Annotated in this window: 19 protein-coding genes and 2 pseudogenes; 11 read left to right on the top strand and 10 right to left on the bottom strand. The window is 66.9% G+C overall.

Features of this window, described 5'->3' with window-relative positions:
• Positions 1-149 precede the first annotated feature (149 nt).
• From FHU38_RS14375 to FHU38_RS14360, 4 genes are all read left to right on the top strand, one after another.
• Positions 150-1,142, top strand: coding sequence for a sporulation protein (locus FHU38_RS14375; protein ID WP_167171471.1), 993 nt, complete (start codon positions 150-152; stop codon positions 1,140-1,142).
• A gap of 126 nt (positions 1,143-1,268) precedes the next feature.
• Positions 1,269-2,210, top strand: a complete 942-nt coding sequence (locus FHU38_RS14370) for an alpha/beta hydrolase (RefSeq protein WP_167171469.1) — start codon at positions 1,269-1,271, stop codon at positions 2,208-2,210.
• Positions 2,211-2,300: 90 nt separating this feature from the next.
• Complete coding sequence (locus FHU38_RS14365) at positions 2,301-2,570, top strand: GlsB/YeaQ/YmgE family stress response membrane protein (protein ID WP_167171468.1); 270 nt, start codon at positions 2,301-2,303, stop codon at positions 2,568-2,570.
• A 60-nt stretch (positions 2,571-2,630) separates the two neighbouring features.
• Positions 2,631-3,242 carry a GNAT family N-acetyltransferase gene (locus FHU38_RS14360; protein ID WP_167171465.1) on the top strand — a complete coding sequence of 204 codons (612 nt, stop codon included), beginning with the start codon at positions 2,631-2,633 and terminating at the stop codon, positions 3,240-3,242.
• Positions 3,243-3,305: 63 nt separating this feature from the next.
• On the opposite strand, the gene FHU38_RS14355 is transcribed toward FHU38_RS14360, so the two are convergent.
• The 8 genes from FHU38_RS14355 to FHU38_RS14320 form a co-directional block, all read right to left on the bottom strand.
• A complete protein-coding gene (locus FHU38_RS14355) occupies positions 3,306-4,244 on the bottom strand; it encodes an ABC transporter permease (protein ID WP_167171462.1) in 939 nt (312 codons plus the stop codon).
• Complete coding sequence (locus tag FHU38_RS14350) at positions 4,241-5,203, bottom strand: ABC transporter permease (protein WP_167171460.1); 963 nt, start codon at positions 5,201-5,203, stop codon at positions 4,241-4,243. Before FHU38_RS14350 ends, FHU38_RS14355 begins: the two co-directional genes overlap by 4 nt.
• Positions 5,200-6,240: an ABC transporter ATP-binding protein gene (locus tag FHU38_RS14345; protein WP_167171457.1), complete on the bottom strand. Its 1,041-nt coding sequence runs from the start codon at positions 6,238-6,240 to the stop codon at positions 5,200-5,202. Before FHU38_RS14345 ends, FHU38_RS14350 begins: the two co-directional genes overlap by 4 nt.
• Positions 6,230-7,291 carry an ABC transporter ATP-binding protein gene (locus tag FHU38_RS14340; RefSeq protein ID WP_167171455.1) on the bottom strand — a complete coding sequence of 354 codons (1,062 nt, stop codon included), beginning with the start codon at positions 7,289-7,291 and terminating at the stop codon, positions 6,230-6,232. The genes FHU38_RS14345 and FHU38_RS14340 overlap by 11 nt, the downstream gene beginning before the upstream one ends.
• A 132-nt stretch (positions 7,292-7,423) precedes the next feature.
• Entirely contained in the window at positions 7,424-9,010 is a 1,587-nt protein-coding gene (locus FHU38_RS14335; RefSeq protein ID WP_208415674.1) for an ABC transporter substrate-binding protein, read from the bottom strand.
• A 90-nt stretch (positions 9,011-9,100) separates the two neighbouring features.
• Positions 9,101-9,895: an ABC transporter permease gene (locus tag FHU38_RS14330; protein WP_167171027.1), complete on the bottom strand. Its 795-nt coding sequence runs from the start codon at positions 9,893-9,895 to the stop codon at positions 9,101-9,103.
• Positions 9,892-10,743, bottom strand: coding sequence for an ABC transporter ATP-binding protein (locus FHU38_RS14325; RefSeq protein ID WP_167171024.1), 852 nt, complete (start codon positions 10,741-10,743; stop codon positions 9,892-9,894). The genes FHU38_RS14330 and FHU38_RS14325 overlap by 4 nt, the downstream gene beginning before the upstream one ends.
• Positions 10,744-10,757: 14 nt before the next feature.
• Positions 10,758-11,831: an ABC transporter substrate-binding protein gene (locus tag FHU38_RS14320; RefSeq protein ID WP_167171450.1), complete on the bottom strand. Its 1,074-nt coding sequence runs from the start codon at positions 11,829-11,831 to the stop codon at positions 10,758-10,760.
• A 451-nt stretch (positions 11,832-12,282) separates the two neighbouring features.
• Between FHU38_RS14320 and FHU38_RS14315 the strand changes: the two genes are divergently transcribed.
• Genes FHU38_RS14315 through FHU38_RS14295 form a run of 5 tightly spaced genes read left to right on the top strand, consistent with a single transcriptional unit; the run spans position 12,283 to position 16,897 of the window.
• Entirely contained in the window at positions 12,283-12,774 is a 492-nt protein-coding gene (locus FHU38_RS14315) for a Rieske (2Fe-2S) protein (RefSeq protein ID WP_167171447.1), read from the top strand.
• Positions 12,771-13,886 (top strand): amidohydrolase family protein, encoded by a 1,116-nt coding sequence (locus FHU38_RS14310; RefSeq protein WP_167171443.1) that lies wholly within the window; start codon positions 12,771-12,773, stop codon positions 13,884-13,886. Before FHU38_RS14315 ends, FHU38_RS14310 begins: the two co-directional genes overlap by 4 nt.
• Positions 13,883-14,953 (top strand): amidohydrolase family protein, encoded by a 1,071-nt coding sequence (locus FHU38_RS14305; RefSeq protein WP_167171440.1) that lies wholly within the window; start codon positions 13,883-13,885, stop codon positions 14,951-14,953. Before FHU38_RS14310 ends, FHU38_RS14305 begins: the two co-directional genes overlap by 4 nt.
• A gap of 10 nt (positions 14,954-14,963) precedes the next feature.
• On the top strand, positions 14,964-15,848 hold the full coding sequence (locus tag FHU38_RS14300; RefSeq protein ID WP_313886776.1) for an alpha/beta fold hydrolase: 885 nt from the start codon (positions 14,964-14,966) through the stop codon (positions 15,846-15,848).
• Entirely contained in the window at positions 15,845-16,897 is a 1,053-nt protein-coding gene (locus tag FHU38_RS14295; protein ID WP_243852254.1) for a LysR family transcriptional regulator, read from the top strand. Before FHU38_RS14300 ends, FHU38_RS14295 begins: the two co-directional genes overlap by 4 nt.
• Positions 16,898-17,349: 452 nt before the next feature.
• Here FHU38_RS14295 and FHU38_RS14290 read toward each other — a convergent pair whose 3' ends face one another.
• Positions 17,350-18,477, bottom strand: coding sequence for an HNH endonuclease (locus tag FHU38_RS14290; protein WP_243852253.1), 1,128 nt, complete (start codon positions 18,475-18,477; stop codon positions 17,350-17,352).
• 398 nt (positions 18,478-18,875) lie between these two features.
• On the bottom strand, positions 18,876-19,526 hold the full coding sequence (locus FHU38_RS14285; protein ID WP_167171434.1) for a TetR/AcrR family transcriptional regulator: 651 nt from the start codon (positions 19,524-19,526) through the stop codon (positions 18,876-18,878).
• Here FHU38_RS14285 and FHU38_RS14280 point away from each other — a divergent pair.
• Together FHU38_RS14280 and FHU38_RS28010 are read left to right on the top strand one after the other, a co-directional pair.
• A pseudogene (locus FHU38_RS14280) lies at positions 19,525-20,388 on the top strand (metal-dependent hydrolase); the annotation flags it as partial. The gene FHU38_RS14285 and the pseudogene FHU38_RS14280 overlap by 2 nt on opposite strands.
• A gap of 280 nt (positions 20,389-20,668) precedes the next feature.
• Positions 20,669-20,872 (top strand): annotated as a pseudogene (locus tag FHU38_RS28010) (oxidoreductase); the annotation flags it as partial.
• Between the last annotated feature and the right edge of the window lie 12 nt (positions 20,873-20,884).

Genomic DNA, 20,884 nt, shown 5'->3' with positions numbered 1-20,884 from the left:
ATCAGGAACCGGGTGAGCCAGGCCCGCGTTTGTCATTGGTGTGGACAACGGTCCCCGGCAGCGGCCGGGTGGGCTCCATCCCCGCTGAACCACCCGGCACCGCGGCAGACAGGGATCGTGAGAGAACAACGGAAGGGCAAGAACCAGGCATGGTCTTCAAGAAGCTGCTCACAGCGCTGGGAATCGGCGGCCCGTCGGTCGACACCGTGCTCCAGCACCCGCACGTGCGTCCGGGCGGGAACCTCGCCGGTGAGGTCCACATCACCGGTGGTTCGCAGGAAGTGCTCATCGAGCACGTCACGATCGGGCTGGTGACCCGTATCGAGACCGAGCACGGCGACCACGAAGGCCATGCCGAGGTGGAGTTCCACCGCGTCGTGGTCGGCGGCCGGTTCCAACTCGGCGAGGGCGAGCACAAGACGATCCCGTTCGAACTGCCGGTGCCGTGGCAGACACCGATCACCAGCGTCCACGGCGAGCACCTGCACGGCATGGCGCTGGGGGTGCGCACCGAGCTTGCGGTGGCCAAGGTCGCGGACAAGGGGGACCTGGACCCGGTTTCGGTGGAGCCGCTACCCGGCCAGCAGCGGGTGTTGGAAGCATTCTCCCAGCTCGGTTTCCAGTTCAAGGGTGCCGATCTGGAGCACGGCCGGCTGCACGGTGTCCACCAGGAGTTGCCGTTCTTCCAGGAGATCGAGTTCTTCCCGCCCGCACAGTTCGCCGGTCGGATCAACGAGGTCGAGCTGACCTTCGTCGCCGGCCAGGACGGCATGGACGTGGTGCTGGAAGCCGACAACCGCAGCGGGTTTCTCACGCCCAGCCAGGACACCTTCGGCCGGTTCCATGTCACCCATGAGGAAGCGCTGGACACCGACTGGGCCGGGCACGTGCACGGCTGGCTGGAGCAGGTCGTCGAGCAGCGCGGCACGATGGGCGACCACGGCTACGGGCAGCCGTACGGCCACCATTACGACCATCATTACGACCGCTACGAGCGGGAACACCACGGCCGTGGCCCCGGAATGGGCGGCATGGTCGCCGGCGCCGCGCTTGGAGTCGGTGCCGGAATCCTTGGCGGCATGGTGGCGGCCGAGGTGATCGACGAAGTAGGCGACTTCTTCGAAGGCGAAGAGGAAGGCTGACCGCGTCCGCGCGAATCAGCGGTGGATGTCGGCAGGCAAGCCGCCGGCATCCACCCAGACCCGTTCTCGGGTACCGGTACCCTCGGCCGAGTCGAAACGGGGCCGTCACACGACACTGGGGGACGCATGCGGTTGGGGTTGCGAAGTCTCGTCAACACGGAGCTCGAGGCACACGTCGAAGAGCTCCGAGCGGCCAATGCCGTTTCGGCGACCGTAAAGGGTCCGAGCAGCCTGGACGAGCTGCGGCAGGCACGAGCCAACCGGCAGGCGATCCCGTCGGATGCCGACTCGTCGGCTGTTGAGCAGGTAGTCGAAGCGGCTGGTCGGCGAGTGCCGGTGAGAATTCTGGCGCCCGGTGGCGCCGCGCCGCGCGGTGTCTACCTGGATATCCATGGTGGTGGCTTCTACCTGGGGTCGGCGGCGCGGGGCGACGCGCGCAACCAGCAGCTCGCGGACGCTCTCGGAATCGCCGTCGTGAGCGTGGATTACCGACTCGCTCCCGAGTATCCCTGGCCGGCCGCGCCCGACGACTGCGAGACCGTCGCACTCTGGCTCATCGAGCACGCCGCGGCTCGCTTCGGCACGACCCGGCTGGCGATAGGCGGTTTCTCGGCCGGAGCCACGCTCGTCGTGACGACACTGCTGCGGCTGCGCGATCGCGGTGCCGCCGGTTCGTTCGCCGGTGCCGCACTGCAGTTCGGCACCTACGACCTGAGCGGGCTGACACCCGCGGGCAGGCTGATCGCCGACGAGTACTTCATTCAGGCCTACGTCGGCCATGCGACCGACCGCACCGACCCGGACATCTCCCCGGTCTACGGTGACCTGCGTGGTCTACCCCCGGTGCTGCTGGTCGTCGGCAGCGCGGACATCCTGCTGGAGGACAACATGGCGATGGCGGCCCGAGTCTCAGCAGCAGGCGGCGAGGTCGATCTTCGGATCTACCCGGAAGCGCCACACGGCTTCACCTCCCGCTCGACGGGCATGGCCAGAGCCGCGCTGCACGATATCGAGTGTTGGCTTTCGAGCCGGCTCTTTGACCAGCGGGTAGACCATCCAGTCCGCTGACCGTGCTGCCGGGCGCGGCCCTTTTCGCCGCGCCGCTGGGGTAGCCTGGCACCGGTCCCGCAAGACGAGCCGAGCGACGGGAAGGCAACCATGCTGTGGACGATCATCGGCTGGGTGGTTTTCGGATTGATCGCCGGGTACATCGCCCGCGCGCTGGTGCCTGGTAAGGACGACATCGGCTTGCTGATGACGATCGTCATCGGCGTCGCAGGCTCTGTCGTCGGCGGTTTCCTCTTCGGACTGCTCACCGTCGGCCTGCGCGGCTTCCAGCCTGCCGGATGGATCGGCTCGATCATAGGTGCCGTCATCGTCCTGGTGATCTACAACAAGGTCACCGGCCGCAAACGCGTCCGCCGCTGAACCCGCCGCGGCGGCGAAAACCACTACCGGTGGGCTTCGCTGATCCGGGATGATCGCGTCATGCGGCCCCCGACCTACCCGGCGCCCCAACTGCGTCCGCAGCGATCGCTGCCGACCCTGCGGACCGAACGGCTGACCCTGCGGCCGATCAGCGCCATGGACCTCGACCCCGTGCACGCCTACCTCTCGCGCGAGGACGTCTGCCGCTACCTGCTGCACGAGCCGCTGTCCCTGGAAGAGGTAGCGGCCAAACTCGCCGCCGCCGAGCAGCGGTCGGCGATGGCCGGCAACGGTGACTTCGCCCGCCTGGCCGCGGTTCGCGACGAGGACGGCGTCGTGGTGGGCGACGTCATCCTGAACATCGTGTCGGTCGAGGCGGCAACCGTCGAGCTCGGCTGGGTCTTCTCCCCGGATGTCGCGGGCAGAGGCTATGCCACCGAGTCCGCGCGGGCGCTGCTCGACTACGCGTTCGAAACCCTCGGCGCCCATCGGGCCATCGCACAGCTACATCCCGACAACACGGCTTCGGCTCGGCTGTGCGACCGGTTGGGCATGCGGCACGAGGCACTTCACCACGCCAACCTGTGGATCAAGAACGGTTGGGAGGACACCAGCGGTTACGCGATCCTGCGCGACGAGTGGGACAACCTCGCGGGCGGTCCCAGCCGGTGACCGCTGCCTTCACGTGCTCGGCCGCGCCTGCAGGGTCCACCGGAGGCGCGGCGTGGCGGCCGGTCAACGATGCAGGCGTGGGTCGAGGAAGTCGCGAAGCGCATCGCCCAGCAAGTTGAACGCGAACACCGCCAGCGACAGCACGATTCCGGGCGCGATCACCATCCACGGCGCCATCTCCACGTACCGCACGCCCTCCGACAGCATGAGCCCCCAGGAAGGGGTCGGGGGAGGTGTGCCGATTCCGAGGAAGCTCAGCGCCGACTCCGCGATGATCACACCCGCGAACAGCAGCGACGACATCGTCAGCAGCGCGGCAACCATGTTGGGCAGCACATGGCGCCCCATGATCCGCAGTGCCCCTGCCCCGGTGGCCCTGGCCGCTTCGATGTAGGGCTCCTCCCTGATCCGCAGTGTCTCCGCCCTCGCAACGCGGTTGAACGACGGCGTGATGACGATGACCAGCGCGATGATGGTTCCCTGAATGGACGGGGTGAGCACGACCGCCATGAACAGCAGCAGCACCAGCGGTGGCACCGACTGGATGGAATCCATGACGCGCTGAATCACCAGATCCTTCCTCTTGCCGAGGAAACCCGACACCACCCCGAAGATGGTGCCGAGGATCAGGCTGACCCCCGTCGTCACCACCCCGATGATCATCGACGACCGTGCACCGTAGATCAGCCTGCTGAGCACGTCCCGGCCCAGGTCGTCGGTACCGAGCCAGAAGTCCGAAGACGGACCCTCGGTGATTCTCGTGCGGTTCTGCAGCAGCGGGTCGTGCGGGGCCACCAGCGGCGCCAGCACAGCCACCAGCACGATCAGTGTGATCAGCACGAGGCTCACCGCGCCGAGCGGCTCGGTTCGCAGGAACCGTTTGAAACCGGCCCACGTGTCAGCGAGGTTGCGCCGCCGTGGCGGGGGAGGTGCAGCACGGCCGACATCGAACTGCCCGGAGCCTGAGTCCGGGGAGGTGTTCGTGTTGAGGTCGCTACTCATTGACCGCTCTCCCTTGCGGCTCGGATCCGAGGATCGATGAGGGCGTACAGCAGGTCGATGATGATCATGGTGAACACGAAAAGCCCCGCGTAGAAGATCGTGCACGCGATCACCACGGGGTAGTCGCGGTCGAGCACGGACTCGTAAATCAGCTGACCGGTCCCCGGCAGCGAGAACATCTGCTCCAGGATCACGGTTCCGCCCAGGATCGTGCCCAGGTTCACGCCCAGCAGCGTGAGCACGGCGATCACCGAGTTACGCAGCGCGTGCTTGAACAGCACCAGCCGCTCCGACGCCCCCTTCGCCCGCACGGTGCGGATGAACTGCGAACCGAGGTTCTCCAGCAGCGAAGACCGCGCCATCCGGGTCGTCCCCGCCACGGCCGAGGTGCCCAGTGCGATGGCGGGCAACGCCATCTGCTGTAGCCACGACGCGAAGTCCTCGGTAGGGCCGGCGTAGACGAACGGCGGCGACCACGCGAACCACACCCCCAGCGCGCTCAGCAACAGCAGGCCCACCACGTAGTTCGGCACCGACAGCCCGGCCACCGCGATACCGCGGATGGCGTTGTCGGTCTTCGTGCCACGCCGCGTGGCGGCGAGGATGCCCAGCCCGACGCCGATGATCGTGCCGATCGCCAGTGCCAGACCACCGAGTTGTAGCGTCACCGGTATCCGGGCGAGGAAGAGATCCATCACCGGCTCATCGGTGTAGAACGAGCGGCCGAAGTCACCCTGCAACACGCCGCCGAAGAACCCGGCCAACTGTTCGTGCACCGGTTGGTCCAGCCCGAGTTCGGCACGCATCCGGTCGGCCTGCTCCTGCGTGGCGCCCGTGTCGGCCAGCATCAGGTCGACCGCGTCGCTGGGGATGAACGTCATGGCGACGAACACGAACACGGTGACCAGGACCAGCACGACCAGCCCGTAACCGAGCCTGCGGAAGAAGTACCGGATCACCGCGTGCCCTCCTCGCCGTCGGCGTCGAGCAGGTGACAGGCCGCGGCCCGTTCGCCGCCAGGTTCCGAACGCAACACCGGCGCCTGCGTGCGGCAGCGGTCGAACGCGAACGGGCAGCGGGTGTGGAACCGGCAACCGCTGGGCGGATCGCTCGGGCTGGGAACCTCGCCGCGGGCGACCGCGCGCTCCTTGCCACGCGCCGTTGCGGGGTCGTGTCCCGGAATCGCCGCCAGCAGCAGCTGGGTGTACGGATGCTTGGGCTCGGCGAAGACGGCGTCGCTGTCGCCTCGCTCCACGATCTCGCCCATGTACATCACGCACAGCTCGTCGGCCATGTACCGCACGACGTTCAGGTCGTGCGCGATGAACAGGTAGGAAAGCCCGAGCTCACCCTGTAGTCGCTTGAGCAGGTTCAGGATCTGCGCCTGCACGGACACGTCCAGTGCGGACACCGACTCGTCACAGAAGATGACGTCGGGGTTGGTGGCCAGCGCCCTCGCGATGCCGATGCGCTGAGCCTGGCCGCCGGAGAACTGGTGCGGGAACCGGTACAGGTCCCTGCCGGAGAGCCCGACCGTCTCCAGCAGCTCGATCACCCTGGCAACCCGCGACCTGCCCTTGGCGACGCCGTGCACCTCCAGCGGCTCACCGACGATGTCGAGCACTGTCATCCTGGGATTCAGCGAACCGTAGGGGTCCTGAAAGATCATCTGCATCCGCGCGCGCAGCGCCTTCAACTGCCTGCCCCGCTTCGCGAGCAGGTCCTCGCCGTCGAAGAGCACCTGCCCCGACGTCGGCTCGACGAGGCGGTTGGCCAACCGCGCCGTGGTCGACTTCCCCGATCCCGACTCGCCGACCAGCCCCACCGTGTGGCCGCGAGGGATGTGGAAGGAGACCCCGTCGACCGCACGCACGACACCGCCGCGCCCGAGCGGGCCGCTGCGAATCGGGTAGTGTTTGACCAGGTCGCGAACATCGAGGATGGGCGGCGGCCCGGCAGCTTCGGACCGGCCGGCCGTAGTTGCTTCAGCTGACACCTGTGGCTCCTGACTCGATCGAGTTCACGCCGCCCGCGGTGCTCTCCGTCCGGCTCTGCGCTCCAAGCAGCCCGCTTTCGGGTCGCTCGTGCAGCCAGCACCGGCTCTCCCGCCGCCTCGGCAGACCCAACAACGGCGGCTCGTGCACCGAGCAGCGCTCGAACGCCCGCGGGCAGCGTGGGTGGAAGCGGCACCCCGACGGCATCTCCAGCAGGCTCGGCACCGACCCCTTGATGGCGGGCATGAGAGTGTCGCGACTGATGGTGGGGCTCGGGATCGACCGCAGCAGCGCGAGCGTGTACGGGTTCTGCGGATCGTTCAGCACCTGCTCGACGGTTCCCTGCTCCACCACCTTGCCCGCGTACATCACCACCACCCGGTCAGCCATCTCGGCGACGACCCCCATGTCGTGGGTGATGAACAGCAGTGCCGTGCCGTGGTCGCGCTGCAACTCACGCATCAGTCGCAGAATCTGCGCCTCCACCGTCACATCCAGCGCGGTCGTCGGCTCGTCGGCGATCAGCAGCGATGGGCTGCACGACAACGCGATCGCGATCATCACCCGCTGTTGCTGCCCACCGGACAACTCGTGCGGGTAGGACCGCGCCCTGCGCTCGGGGTCGGGTAGGCCGACCTCCCTGAGCAGCTCGACGGCGCGTGCCTTGGCCTCGGCGGGCCTGATGTCGCGGTGGATGCGGATCGCCTCGGCCACCTGGTTGCCCACCGTGTAGAGCGGGTCCAGCGCGGCCATCGGGTTCTGGAAGACCATCGCGACCTGCTCGCCGCGAAGCTGGCGCATCCGCGACGGGGAGGCTCGCGTGATCTTCTCGCCCTGGAACCGGATCGAGCCGCCCTCGATCCTGCCAGCGTCGAGCAGTCCCATCACTGACAGCGCCGTGACGCTCTTGCCCGATCCTGACTCGCCGACGATCGCCACCGTTTCGCCCTCGGCGACGGTGAACGACATGTCGCTGACGGCCTCGACCTCCCCGTGCCGCGTCGGGAACCGCACGCGCAGGTTGCTGACCTCCAGCAAGGGATCGCCTACCATCGTGGCACTCCTTCCCCGTGGCTGTCCCGATCGATCCCGACCGCGCGGGGCGCGGTGCCCGGGCGGACCGTCCCGGACACCGCGCTTGCTCCGCCGCGTCCGGTGGCCGCCACGGACGCCTCACCCGCGAGATCAGTCACCGGTTACCCACATGTCCGCGTAGCGGCGACCGTGGTAGATGGGTGCCTGGTAGTAGTCCCGCACCCGCGAGTTGACCGCCCAGTACTGGTAGTACTGGATGGGCAGGACGGACGCGGCGATCTCGGTCTCCATGCGCTGCTGGAAGTCGCGGTAGATCTGGTTGCGCTCGCTCTCATCCAGTGTCTTGCGCGACTCCTCGATCATCTTGTCGAGCTGAGGATCGGAGATCGACGCGTAGTTCTCCGGCGCGCCGGTGCGGAAGTCCTGCACCGTCTGGTCGGGGAAGATCACGGCACGGGCGGCCTTGCTGAGGTCGTATTGCTGATCGCGCCGCCGCCCGATGGCGGTACCAGGGTCAAGAATCTGGATCTCGGCGTCGATTCCCACCTTCTTGAGGTCGGCGACGATCCACTCACCCTCACGAACATCGGAGTCGCTGAGCTTCTGCACCATGATCGTGGTCTTGAAACCGTTCGGATAGCCGGCCTCGGCCAGCAACTGGCGGGCGCGCTCGGGGTCGTAGGGCCGAAGCTCGCGCACCTCGTCGCCGGTGAGTGCGGCGCCGGTGATCTCGGGCCGGAACAGCGAGGTGTAGTTCAGCTTCCCACGGGTGTTCTTACCCATGTTCTCCCAGTCGATGGCCAGCATGATGGCCCTGCGTACCCGGAAATCGTCGAACGGCTTCTTCGTGGTGTTGATGTCGAAGCTCACGAAGTTCGACGGCACCTCGACGACGGAGAAGTCGTCGTTGCCTGCGAAGGTGTTCTCGATGACGTCGTACGGTTGTGTTCCGACGTCGAGCCTTCCGCTGCGCAGCGCGGCCGTCACCGCGGAGGTGTCACTGATGATCGGAAGGCGAATCTCGTCGAGGTATGGCTTTCCCTCCTCGAAGTAGTCGGGGTTGCGCTTGAGCACCCATTCGACGTCGGGCTTGTGACTGTCCACAATAAACGGTCCGGTGCCGATCGCCTTCTGGCTCATGTCGAACTTTCCCTCGACACCTTCGCGAGGAAGGATCACGTTGAAGTGGTGCGCCATGTACTCAAGGAACGGGGCGTAGGCGTGCTTGAGTTTGAAGACGACGCGATAGTCGCCTTCGGCGGTGATGCTTTGGATCGGCTCGGCCATCCACTTGTGCGTCGACTCGCTCTGCTTGAGTCCCTCGAAGGTGGCCACCACGTCGTCGGCCGTGAACGGCCTGCCGTTGACCGGCTCGATGTTCTGCCACTTGACGTCGTCGCGCAGGTTGAACGTGTACGTCAGGCCGTCTTCGGACGCTTCCCAGTCAGTAGCAAGGTCGGGAACTATCTCCAAACGGTCTACACCTTCGCCGACCTTGACCTCAACCAACTTGCTGTAGACCGTGCCGGAAAGCAGCTGCATCAGCGACGGGTCGTCACTGACGAGGAAGTTCAGCCCGTTGGAAGGCTCGAACGGCTGCTGTACCGTGATGCTTCCGCCGCGCTGCGGCTGGCCGGGATCAGCGTTACGCGAATCGCTGCCACCGCTTCCGCAGCTCGCGAGCAGCGCGGCGGCGCACAACAGCGCCGTAGCACGTCGCACACTCCATTGTGGCATGGAAAGGTCACACTCCTGTCGATGTGAGGAATGGTGAGGGGTGCTATTGGTGCGAGGCTCTCGTAGGCAGTTGGACGTTTGTTGTGGTTGTTAGGTGTTGTGGTCGTGTTGGTAGATGGATTCGTGCCAGGGGATGGTGAGGCGTTTGAGGGTGTTGATGAGGAGGTAGAGGGTGAGGCCGAGGGTGGAGAGGAGGGTGATGACGGCGAAGAGGGCGGGGGCGTTGAGTTCGTTGAGGGTGCGGACGATGAGGTAGCCGAGTCCTTCGTTGCCGCCGAGGTATTCGCCGACGATGGTGCCGATGATGGCGAAGACGATGCCGACTTCCATGCCGGTGAAGATGTGGGGGAGGGTGCTTTTGAGTTCGAGGTGGGTGAAGGTTTGCCAGCGGGTGGCGTTGAGGGTTTTCATGACGTCGTGTTGGCCGGGTTGGACGGAGCGGACGCCGAGTTGGACGTTGAGCATGATGGGGAAGAAGGCGAGCATGGCGGCCATGATGATTTTGGAGGTCATGCCGAAGCCGAACCAGATGACGAAGAGGGGGATGAGGGCGATTTTGGGGATGACTTGGGAGGCGATGATGATGGGGCGGAGGCTGCGTTCGATCCAGGGGATTTTGCCGAGGATGGTGCCGGTGGTGATGCCGGTGGCGAGGGCGATGGTGAAGCCGGTGAGGGTTTCGGTGGTGGTGATGTGGGCGTGGTACCAGGTTTGGGGGTCGGTGGCGAGGTTGGTGAGGGTGGCTAGGACGGTGAGGGGTCGGGGGAGGACGAGTTCGGAGAGGTTGTTGATGCGGGCGAAGAGGTCCCAGGTGGTGAGGAAGGTCAGGAGGATGAGGGGGGTGGTGATCCAGGGGAGGAGTTTGGTGAGGCGTGGGTTGGTCATGGTTGGTCCTGGCCGTCGAGGGCGTGGCGGAGGTGGCGGGCGATGGTGCCGAAGTGGGGTTCGGTTTGGAGGTCGATGTGGCGGGGTCGGGGGAAGGGGATGGGTTGGGTGTCGGCGATGCGGCCGGGTCGGGGGGTGAGTTGGATGACGCGGTCGCCGAGGAAGACGGCTTCGGTGATGTCGTGGGTGATGAACACGACGGTGGCGCCGGTGGTGTGGGTGATGTGTTGGAGTTCGAGGTTCATGCGTTCGCGGGTGAGGGCGTCTAGGGCGCCGAAGGGTTCGTCCATGAGGAGCAGGGTGGGGTGGGTGGACAGGGCGCGGGCGATGGCGACGCGTTGGCGCATGCCGCCGGAGAGTTCGCGGGGGTAGGCTTTTTCGTATCCGGTCAGGCCGACCAGGTCGGCGAGTTCGTGGGCGCGGTCGCGGCGGGTGGTCTTTGAGTCGCCGCGGAGTTTCAACGGCAGGGCGATGTTGTCGGCCACGCTGTACCAGGGGAAGAGGTTGGCGTCCTGGAACACCACGCCCAGTTGGGACACCACGGAGGTGTCCACGCGGGTGCCGTTCCACAGGGAGCGGCCCTCTACCAGGATCTGCCCGGTGGTCGGGGCCAGCAACCCGGCCAGCATCCGCAGCAGCGTGGTCTTACCACACCCCGACCGGCCGATCACCGACACGAACTCCCCGTCCGAGATCGTCAGATTGATATCCGCCAACGCATGCGTGAACGCACGCCGACTCCGAAACTCCTTATCAACACCCACCAACTCCAACTTCGGCACGGCTTTCGGTGCCGAGTCAGTCGGGTCGCAGGCGGCGGGCACGATATCCATGTCCTGAGCGGACATACGACTCCCTATTCTCAGGCCTTGGCTTCGGGCAACAGGCTGTTGTCGAACCACGACGACGCGTCGCCGCCGGGCTTTGCCACTCCGGCATCGACCAGTTCCCGATAGCCGGCAAGCCAGGCGTCCTCGTGTGTGACCAACAACGGTTGGTTCGGGTCACCACCGGTCCACAGTTCGCGACTGATACCCAGGCTCTTCCTGGCGATCACGTCGTCGTCGAGGGTGGCGAACGAGTACTGTTCCCGCATCTTGGCGATCGTCTTGTCGAAGTTCTTGTCGGCGACGAATGCCGTGAGCGTGTCGTGGATGCCCGCCAGGAACGCCTTCAGCATGTCCGGGTTCTGCTGCATGACGTCCCTGGTCGTGAGATAAACCTGTGAGTCGGACTTCACCACGGTTCCAGGGTCGAACACGCCCGCGTCCTCGTGCTGCGACAGCACGATGTTCGCCGTGTCGATGCTCGTGACATAACCGCCGATCCGGCCCTGCTGCACCAGGTTGAACGTTCCCGGCGTCAGACCGGTGACCTGGCGTGGGGTCCGCGCAGGGTCGAAACCGCCGGCGGCCAGTACCAGGGAGACCACTTTGGAACTCGTGCCGCCCTCCGAAGGAACACCGATGGTCTTGCCGACGAAGTCCTCCGGCTTGGTCAACGGATCACTCTTGCTGTAGAGGATGCGCAGGCCCGAGCCGCGATACAGTGTGCCGATGGCCACCAACGGTCGGTTCTCCTCCGACATGGTCGTCATCAGATCGATCTGCCCCGCCCGGCAGACCGGGCCGATACCAGAGATCAGCGTCTGGATGCCCTGCGCGGTTCCCTTCACCGGCTGCAACTCCACATCCAGCCCGTGCTTGGCGAAGTAACCGCCCGCCACACCGAGCAACTCGGGCGCCATCGCGAGGGTCTCCAGCGGCAGGATGCTGAGGTAGGTCATCGCTTCGGCGCCCTCACCACTTCCCTCCTGCGAGCTCGAACCACATGCGGCGAGCAGACTTCCCGTGGCTGCGGCCCCGCCTGCCAATGCGGATCTCCTCAGAAAGGCCCTTCTGGACAGTGCTCGTGGGGGCAGCGAATGGGTAGGCACGGTCGCCTCCAGTTTCCCTTCGGTCGGCCACCACCCTGTGGCCGGCTCCGGAGGAGGTTGGCTCTATCGGCCACCTCACGTCAAGGCTCGGCTGTCGGCCACCTGGCCCGGCGCGACATACGTCGGAGCACGACCGGCCCACCGCGGAAGACCCGTGGATGGTGGCGCGCGGGCGGCCACACCGGCCGCGAGAAGCCCGCGTGAGTGGCGTCGATCGCATCGCCCACACCAGCCGCTTTTCGGTGGCTGACTAGGGAATTTCAATCCCGATCGAGGTCCAAGGACCCTTGCGACCTCGGCCGCAACGGCTCCCGGTAGCGGCTTCGTTCCCGACCGTCCGCGGTGGCCGGATCGGCCAGCACGCCGGTGGAGGACTATCGACGACGTCTATGGCCACCATCGAAACTTTCACTTTCCGGACCGATGTGCCGCATCTCTACTGTCGTCTGTCATGAGGATCGTGGTTTGCCGGCTCGAAGACTTCCCACCGGGTGAGCGCCGGATCGTGCAGGCGGGCAGGCGCTCGATCGGTGTCTTCCGGGTTGGCGACAAGTTCTACGCGCTGAACAACTACTGCCCGCACCAGGGAGGCCCGCTGTGCCTCGGCGCGACGCAGTCGTGGATTCGGTCCAGCACCCCCGGAGAGTACGAGCTGGAGGACGGCGAGGCACTGCTCGCCTGCCCGTGGCACGGCTGGGAGTACGACCTCGCGACCGGGCAGTCGTTCCTCGGTCCGGAAGAGACGCCCGCGCGTACCTACGACGTCTCCGTCGAGGTCCTGCCGGAAGGCGAGCGCAAACCAGCTGGTGTGAAACCGAAAGGCGGCCGCATCCCGGGGCCGTATGTCGCGGAGACCTTTCCGGTGCATGTAGAAGGTCCCTACGTCGTGGTCGAGACAACCAGCGGCGCGAAGCGCCGCGCGAACCAGGGAGGTGGGGAATGAGCATCACCGCGGTAGCCGATGCGCCCGGCAGGGCTCAGGATCGGACAAGCTACACCATTGTGGACGCTGACATCCATCCGTCCGCGCCGGCAGCAGAAATCCGAGCTCGGCTTTCGGCCCAGCATCGCGACCGGTGGGACATGTTCGGCAGCCGGGTGCCTGGCCCGCCCGAGATGTACCCGAGGGTCCGCAACTCCGGGTTCCGGCTCGACTCGTGGCCGGAGAACGGGATGCCCGGCAGTGACCTCGGCCTGATCCGGCAGCAGTTGCTCGACGAGTTCGACATCGACCACGGCATCCTGATTCCGCTGCAATCCCACAGCTGGGGTGTCGAGGAACCGGAGTACGCGGCCGCGCTGTGCCGCGCGCTGAACGACTGGCAGCAGGAGAACCTGCTCGACGCCGAGCCGAGGTTGCGCGGTTCCATCGCCATCCCGATCGAGTCTCCTGACCTGGCGGCTGAGGAGATCCGGCGCCGCGCCGACGATCCACGGTTCGTGCAGGTACTGCTGTCCACCGGCGGCGAACTCGGGTTCGGCCGCAGGCGGTACTGGCCGATCTACGCCGCGGCCGCCGAGGCGGGACTGCCGATCGCCGCTCACACCGGAGGACTGGAGCAGCATCGCGGCGCCGGGTGGCCGTCGTTCTACCTCGAAGAGCACGTGTGGAACGGCAACATGATGGCCTCGCTCGTGCTGAGCATGGTCTGCGAGGGCGTGTTCGACCGCTACCCGGACCTGCGGGTGGTGTGTGTGGAGGGAGGGATCGCCTGGTCCGCTCCGCTGATGTGGGCCCTGGACGACGCGTGGGAGCAACTGCGCACCGATGTGCCACACCTGCGCAAGCCGCCTTCCGCCTACATCCGCGAGAACTTCTGGTTCACGACACAACCCATCGAGGAACCGGACAACCCCGCTGACCTCGGTACCACGCTGCGGCACGTCGGCATGGACGAGCGCATCATGTTCGCCTCGGACTACCCGCACTGGGATTTCGACTCGCCACGGCACGCGCCCAAACAGTTTCCCGAGCCGCTGCGGCAGGGCATCATGGGCTCCAACGCGTGCAAGCTCTACCGCCTTCCGGAAAGGCCGAGGGAGGAAACGCGTTGACATCCGCCGCCGTGACGACCGCCGCGGTGGACACCGAAGTCCACTGTGCACCAGACAGCTTCACCGATCTGGAACCGTACCTCGATTCCTACTGGCGCAACTATGTGGTGGAAAGCGGGCTTTCGCTCTCCCCGACACAGGGCGGGGCGTACCCTCCGCAGGCGCCCACGAGCGCGACCGCGTCGGCGCGGGCGGCGGGGGTGTTCCCGCCGAGGAACGTCGAGCGGCTGCGTGCCGAGGTGCTCGACGCGCGGGGTCTGCGGGCAGCAGTGCTCACCTGCACTTCGACTTTCCCGTGCAACCGCAACCCCTACTACGAGACCGCGCTGACCCGTGCGGTGAACGACTGGCTGGCAACGGAGTGGCTTGCGAGCGACGACCGGCTCCGAGCGAGCATGGTGGTGCCGACCCTGGACACCGATGCCGCGGTCGCCGAGATCGAGCGGATCGGTGACCACCCCGGCATCGTGCAGGTGTTGCTGCCGGTGCGTACCGACGCGCCATGGGGCAACCGGCGACACCGGCCGCTGCTGCGCGCTGCGGCCGAACGTGGTCTCGTCGTGGGCCTGCACGCGTGGGGCCGGATCGCCAACGCGGCGTCTTCAACGGGGCTCACCCACACCTACCTCGAGGACTATCTGGGCAACTCGCAGGTCGTCGCGCAGGCGCAGGTGACGAGCCTGGTGGCCGAAGGCGTCTTCACCGAGTTGCCGAACCTGCGGGTGAGCCTGCTGGAATGCGGCTTCTCCTGGCTACCCGCACTGCTGTGGCGCTTCGACAAGGACTGGAAGGGGGTCTGGCGCGAGGTGCCGTGGGTCAGGGCCAAGCCGTCGGAGATCGTGCGCGAGCACCTGCGGCTGACCACCTCACCCTCACACCTGCCCAGAGACCCGGCACAGGCACGGGAGGTACTCGACCTGGTCGACGCCAAGTCCATGCTGCTGTACGCCAGCGACTACCCACACGATCACGGCGGCGGACATGATCGACTGCTTGCCGCACTGACCCCGGAAGAGACCGAGGCCATCTGCGGCGGCAACCCCGCCGGCTGGTACGGAATCGACTGACGTGGTTGCCGTGCCGCCGCCCCAGGTCCTGCTTCCCGGTTTCACCGAACGGGACGTGTCGACACCGTCCGGTGCGCGCATCCGGACCTGGGTCGGTGGCAGCGGCCCCGCGGTGTTGCTCCTGCACGGCTACCCGCAGACGTCGGCGATGTGGCACCTGGTGGCGCCGGAACTGGCCACCGAGCACACGGTGGTGCTGGCCGACCTGCGTGGGTACGGGGCCAGCCTGCCACCGCCGGGTACGGAACAGGACCCGGCCACGTTCAGCAAACGCAACATGGCCATGGACCAGGTGGCGGTGATGGCCGCGCTCGGCTTCGAACGATTCGCTGTGGTGGGGCACGACCGGGGCGCGCGCTGCGCGTACCGGCTCGCGCTCGACCACCCGGATTCGGTGACGGCGTTGGCGGTGCTGGACATCCTGCCCACCGCCGACGTCCTCGCCCGCGTCGACGCCTCGTTCGCACTGTCGGCCTGGCACTGGTTCTTCCTCGCCCAGCCCGGCGACCTGCCGGCACGGCTCATTTCGGCCGATCCCGACGCGTTCTTCCTCCGCGGCGGTGGGGAGTTGTTCGCACCGGAGGCGCTGGCCGCCTACCGCGGGGCCTTCCATCGGCCTTCGGTCATCCACGCCATGTGCCAGGACTACCGCGCGGGCGCCACCGTGGACCGCGCCGATGACGAGGCCGATCGCGGCCGCCGAGTGATCCAGTGCCCGACCCTGGTGTTGTGGGGCGAGCGTGGACCGCTCGCGACCGTGCCCGACGTGCTTCGGATCTGGGGCCGGTGGTCGGTGACGGTCACCGGGCGCGGCCTCGACTGCGGGCACTACCTGGCGGAGGAACGCCCGGTTGAGACCGCCCGTGAGCTGCGCAAGTTCGTTTCCGTGACATGAACTGGTTTCTTGACACCGGGCTAGAGGCGACGCCTAATAAGGAGATGACTTCCCGGGGCACCGCGGCTCGCCGTCCTGCCTCGCTGGCGAGCCTGGACCTGAACCTGCTGGTGTTCCTGCGCGAACTGCTGCGGGAACGCAATGTCACTCGCGCCGCGCAGCGGGTGGGAGTCAGCCAACCCACGGCCAGCGCGGCGCTGTCGCGGCTGCGCAGGCACTTCAACGACCAACTGCTGATCCGCTCCCGTGGAGCGTTCACATTGTCACCGTTGGCCGTGCAACTGGCCATGCAGGTGGAGCCGGTGTGCGCAGGCCTGGAGCGGCTGTTCTCCACGAGTTCCGAGTTCGATCCCCTCGAATCGGAGCGCGAGTTCAAGTTGCTGACGGTCGACTACGTGCTCGCGGCGTTCGGCGAGCAACTCTCCCGTGAGATGTACCAGGCGGGGCCCAAAATCAGGCTGTACGTCCAGGTTGTGAAGCAGCACCTGCCCAGTGACCCGCTGGAGACGCTCCGCGTCATCGACGGGATGATCTCGGCACCCAAGGCCGAGTTCCGCGTGCCCGGCATCCGCTCGCTGGAGCTGTTCCGCGACCGGTGGGTGTGCCTGGTCGACAGGAACAACCCGGTCAGCGACCACCTCCGGCTTTCCGACCTCGAACGGCTGCCGTGGGTGGTGCCACACCACCCCGACGGTGGCTACCCGCCGAGTTCGCCACTGGGGCCGCTGATGGCCCGCCTCGGCACCCGTCCCAAGGTCGCCGTCCGGGTCGACAGCTATCAGGCCACCCCGTACTTCGTCGCAGGCACCGACCGCATCGCGATCATGCAGCGCAGGCTCGCCCGGCTGTTCGCCAACCGCGCCGACCTCCGCGTGCTCGAATGTCCCGGCGACCCTCCACCGATCGTGGAAACGCTGTGGTGGCACGAGCAGAAGGAACATGACGAGGGCCACAAGTGGTGGCGCGAAGCCGTGGAGCGAGCGGCGCGCCGCTGCGAAGTAGCCGATGGCGTGGGACGGTCTCGCCACGCAATCCGGGCGGCCAACTGACCAGCGGGCCCGCCACTGCCCGGCGGCCTCTCAACCGAGCCAGGCGTCACGTCGCTCGGGCCGTCCAGCCGCGCGATAGCGAAGAGTGAGTTCTGCCCTGCCGGTCTCCCGGAGGTGCTCCAGGTAGCGGCGGGCGCTGACCCTTGAGACGCCCGCCCGCTCTGCACACACCGCAGCGAAATGCGTGCCCTCGGCAGTGCGCAACACGCCTCGCTGTCTCGACACTGAGCCCTTTGGGCAGCACAGCGGTGCTGGTGCGCGCCGTCGCCCTGGCGAGTATGTGGTCCGCATCGGCTTGACTATCGCGGTGCAGCTGGCCGGCCTGCTCGGAGTCCGTGTCGTACGTGGTCTATGCCGTGATCGCTGTGGTCGTGTTGTGGCCGCTGCTCGCCGGCTACCTGCGCAGGCGCTCACGAACCGCCGAACCGGCCGCCGATGTGTAGAAGATGCTCTCAACGTGGCGGCGGAATCGGCTCGTGGAAGTAGTCGGGTGGGCTGGTGTGGACGTACCCGGATGGCGTCGTGATGGTGAGCTCGTGTGTGTACTTGTCGAACTGGTACTTCCACCCGGGCACGTTCTTCAGCCGATGATGTCGTCGGCAAAGGCCTACGAGGTTCGCCTGGTGTGTCTGCCCGTTGTCGTTCCAGGCGGTCACGTGGTCGAGGTCACCGCGTTGGCTCGGCCGGTGGCAACCGGGAAATCGGCATTCACGGTCCCGCACTCGCACGTAGTCGTCGGTGACCGCGGGCGGTCGGTACCGCCGTCGGCCGGCGTCGACGGGTTTGCCGGTGAGTGGGTCGGTGACGATTCGGCGCCAGACCGAGGTGGGGTCCATGGCGATCTGTCTGGCGATGTGCGCCGGGATCGGACCATGCCCGGCAAGCTCGGCGGGGTCGTTGTTGAGTTGCATGAGCGTACGCAGGTCAACGTAGACGAACACTTCCGCTTTCGAGGCCGTGGTGCCGGCACCGGAACCGAGCAGCAGGTCGGCGAGCACGTCAGTGCGGAGTTGGTCGGTTGTTCGCGTCTCGTCGGCGGCGCGTAGCGCGCGGGCGTGGCGGTCGATTCGGGCGTAGGCGGCACCGGCCACTTCCGCGGGCAGGTGCGCCAGCAGCGCGGCCATCCCGTCGTCGCCGGGTAACAGCTCTACTCGTCGGTGGAGCCTGCGGCGTTGCGCACGCTCGGCCGCGCCGTCAGGGTCCACTCGATGCACTGCGGTGGTGGCCATTCTGCGTATCGAAGCCGGATCACGCCCTGCGATTCGGTCGGCGAGGAGCGCGTCGACATCGCGGGCTTTCTCGTCGGTCAGGCAGGCGGTGGGCTCGGCGATCTTCGATGCTTTGTGGGAATCGATGATCCCGTTCTCCATCGCTGCCAAGGTGTTGGGCAGCCTGGCGACCAATGCGCATGCGAGATCGAGCTGGCGCCGTGCGGCTAGCTCGCCGATCGCGAGCGCCAACGCGACTTCGGAAACCACATCGCCGGAGCCACCGCGGTCGCGGTGATATGCGGCGATCTCACGTAGTTGCCGCGCTTGGAGCCGACAGATTTCCTGCTGCAGCGACCGGACTCGGTCCATGGCAGCTTCATGAGAATTGTTTCCACTTTCCCCCATGCCCTCGACCGTACCCCATTCCCTTCCCCTTCGTCTTTACCGGAAATGGTGAACTGCTTTACGAATGTCCCATTCGTGCCACCATTTTTCCGACAATGCCCGATCATGCGACGTCGATGCTGTGACCCGTCGAGGTCGAAGGGCCGTGGGACCGTCGTCGAGAGGCTGGGCCGCCAACCCGGCGCTCCCGCCTGCCCGGCCGGCAGTCGCCGCCCTGCCGTCTGCGTTGGCCTCGAAGTTCGCCCTGGAAACTGGCTCTCGACACCGGAGCCCGACCTGGTCGCTCGATTCAGGCCGTCGACGACGGTCAAACGGCCGGTCGGCGCGAGGAGGAGAACCGAATCGTCCGGCAGGCTGTGCGTTCAGCGTTGGTCGAGGGCAGCCGACACGATGGCGGTGACGACGTCGAGTACGCTGTCGACCAGTTCGTCACGGTTCACCCGCAGGCCACCGCTGCCCCATTCGAGGAACAGGTTGACGATGGCGCCGGACGTCGCTGTCACGGTGGTCGCGAGCTTGTTCTCGGGCAGGGAATCGAGTGCCCCGCTGTCTACCGACCGGATCGCCGTCTCCAGGACGAGTTCCGGTAGTTTGCGGCGCGCGTGTAGTCGAAGGCGGGCGTCCGAAATGGTCTCCAGCAGCATGGCTCTCGTGCGAAGTGGGTCCTGCTCCAGCCATGCCGCCGCGGCGTCGAGCGCGGCACGCATCCGGCCGAGGAAGTCCTGCGGCGCGTCGGCGATGGCCGCTTCCACGCGGCTGCTCACGGCGGCGTACTGGTCGTCCCACACGGCGAGCAACAGGGCCTCGCGGTCGGGGAAGCTCTCGTAGAAATAGCGCGGGCTGAGCCCGGAGTGTCTCGCGACGGCCCGCACGGTCACCGCGGCCGCTCCCTGTGTGCCGAGCAGGTGGAAACCGGCATCGAGGAGCTGGCGCCTACGGCGGGCGCAGCGCTCGCCGGCGGTGCTGCCGTGCCAGCGTGGTCTCTCGTCGACTTCGCTGCCTGCGCTTGACATGTCCCCAACCGTAACGCAACGATTCACAGGAAACGCCTGTTTCCTATGGAGGACCGACGGCATGGGGTATGCGCAGAAGGCACGGTCACACGACAGCGTCGGGCGGCAGCGCTACGACGCCGAGGCTCACGCCATCCGTGCGCGTGACATGGACTTCACCTGGGACGACGTGCCGATGCACTACATCCCCGGCCAGGTCGTGGCCACGCACGTCTACAACTGCATGCACCTGCTGCTCCCCGAGGGGGAGAAGGTGATGTCGCGGGCGCTGGCGCAGGCACTGCCCTACATCGACGACCCAAGGCTGCACGAGGAGGTGATCGGCTTCATCGGGCAGGAGGCCACCCACGCGGACAACCATCGGGGCGTGCTGGACCGGTTGGTCGAGCTGGGGCTGGACCCGTCACCGGTGCTCACAAGGCTGGGCAAGATCCTGGACGTGATCACGACCGACTTCGGCAACGAGCGCGCGCGGCACCAGTTGCTGTGTGAGCGGCTCGCGCTGTTCTCGGCGCTTGAGCACTACACCGCCGTGTGGGGCAAGTTCTTCCTGGAGTCGGAGGGGCTGGCCAACTCGGGCATCCACCCGATGCTGCTCGACCTGCTGCGTTGGCACGGTGCGGAGGAGGTCGAGCACCGCAGCGTGGTCTTCGACGCGTACCTGCACCTCGACGGTGGCTACGCGCGCCGAGCCCGGATGGCGGTCTTCGGCAGCGTCGCGCTGTTCGCCACCGGCATGCTCACGCTGGCGTGGCTGGTCGTGAACGATCCGGAGCTGCGCAAGGCCCGCAACCCGATCCGGCGCTACCTGGCACCGGTCCTCAGCGGGATCGCCGCCACTCGGCGCCGGATCATCCCGAACGTCACCAGCTTCCTCACCGAGCTTCCCACCTACCTCAAACCCGGCTTCCACCCGTCCCACTCGGCGGCACGGAGCTGGCCGTGCGCTACCTGGCTACCGCCCCCATCAAGGCGACGGCACGGTGAAGGCCGTCGTCGATCCCGGCGTCGACGCCGTCGTGGCCGCATACCGGGGCTACCTGAGGCTCTTCGCGGCCAGCCGGGCCGCACCGGTGCTGTCCAGGCCGAAACCGGTACGCCGGACCGGTTTCGAGCTCGCGCTCGCGGTCGCCGAGCGCACCATGGTGGCCGAGGACGTCGTCGCGCTCACCCTCGCCGACCCCGGCGGTGCGAGTCTGCCCGCCTGGACGCCTGGTGCACACCTCGATGTCCGGCTTCCGTCCGGAGCGCTTCGGCAGTACTCGCTGTGTGGCGACGCGGCCGACCGGGCGCGCTACCGCATCGCGGTCCGCCTGATCCGGGACGGCGGAGGAGGCTCGCGAGAGATCCACGAGCGG

Source organism: Saccharomonospora amisosensis (genome assembly GCF_011761185.1).
Classification (GTDB): Bacteria; Actinomycetota; Actinomycetes; order Mycobacteriales; family Pseudonocardiaceae; genus Saccharomonospora_A; species Saccharomonospora_A amisosensis.
Note: the sequence above shows the minus strand (reverse complement) of the source record. Positions and strands in the feature narration are given on the sequence as shown.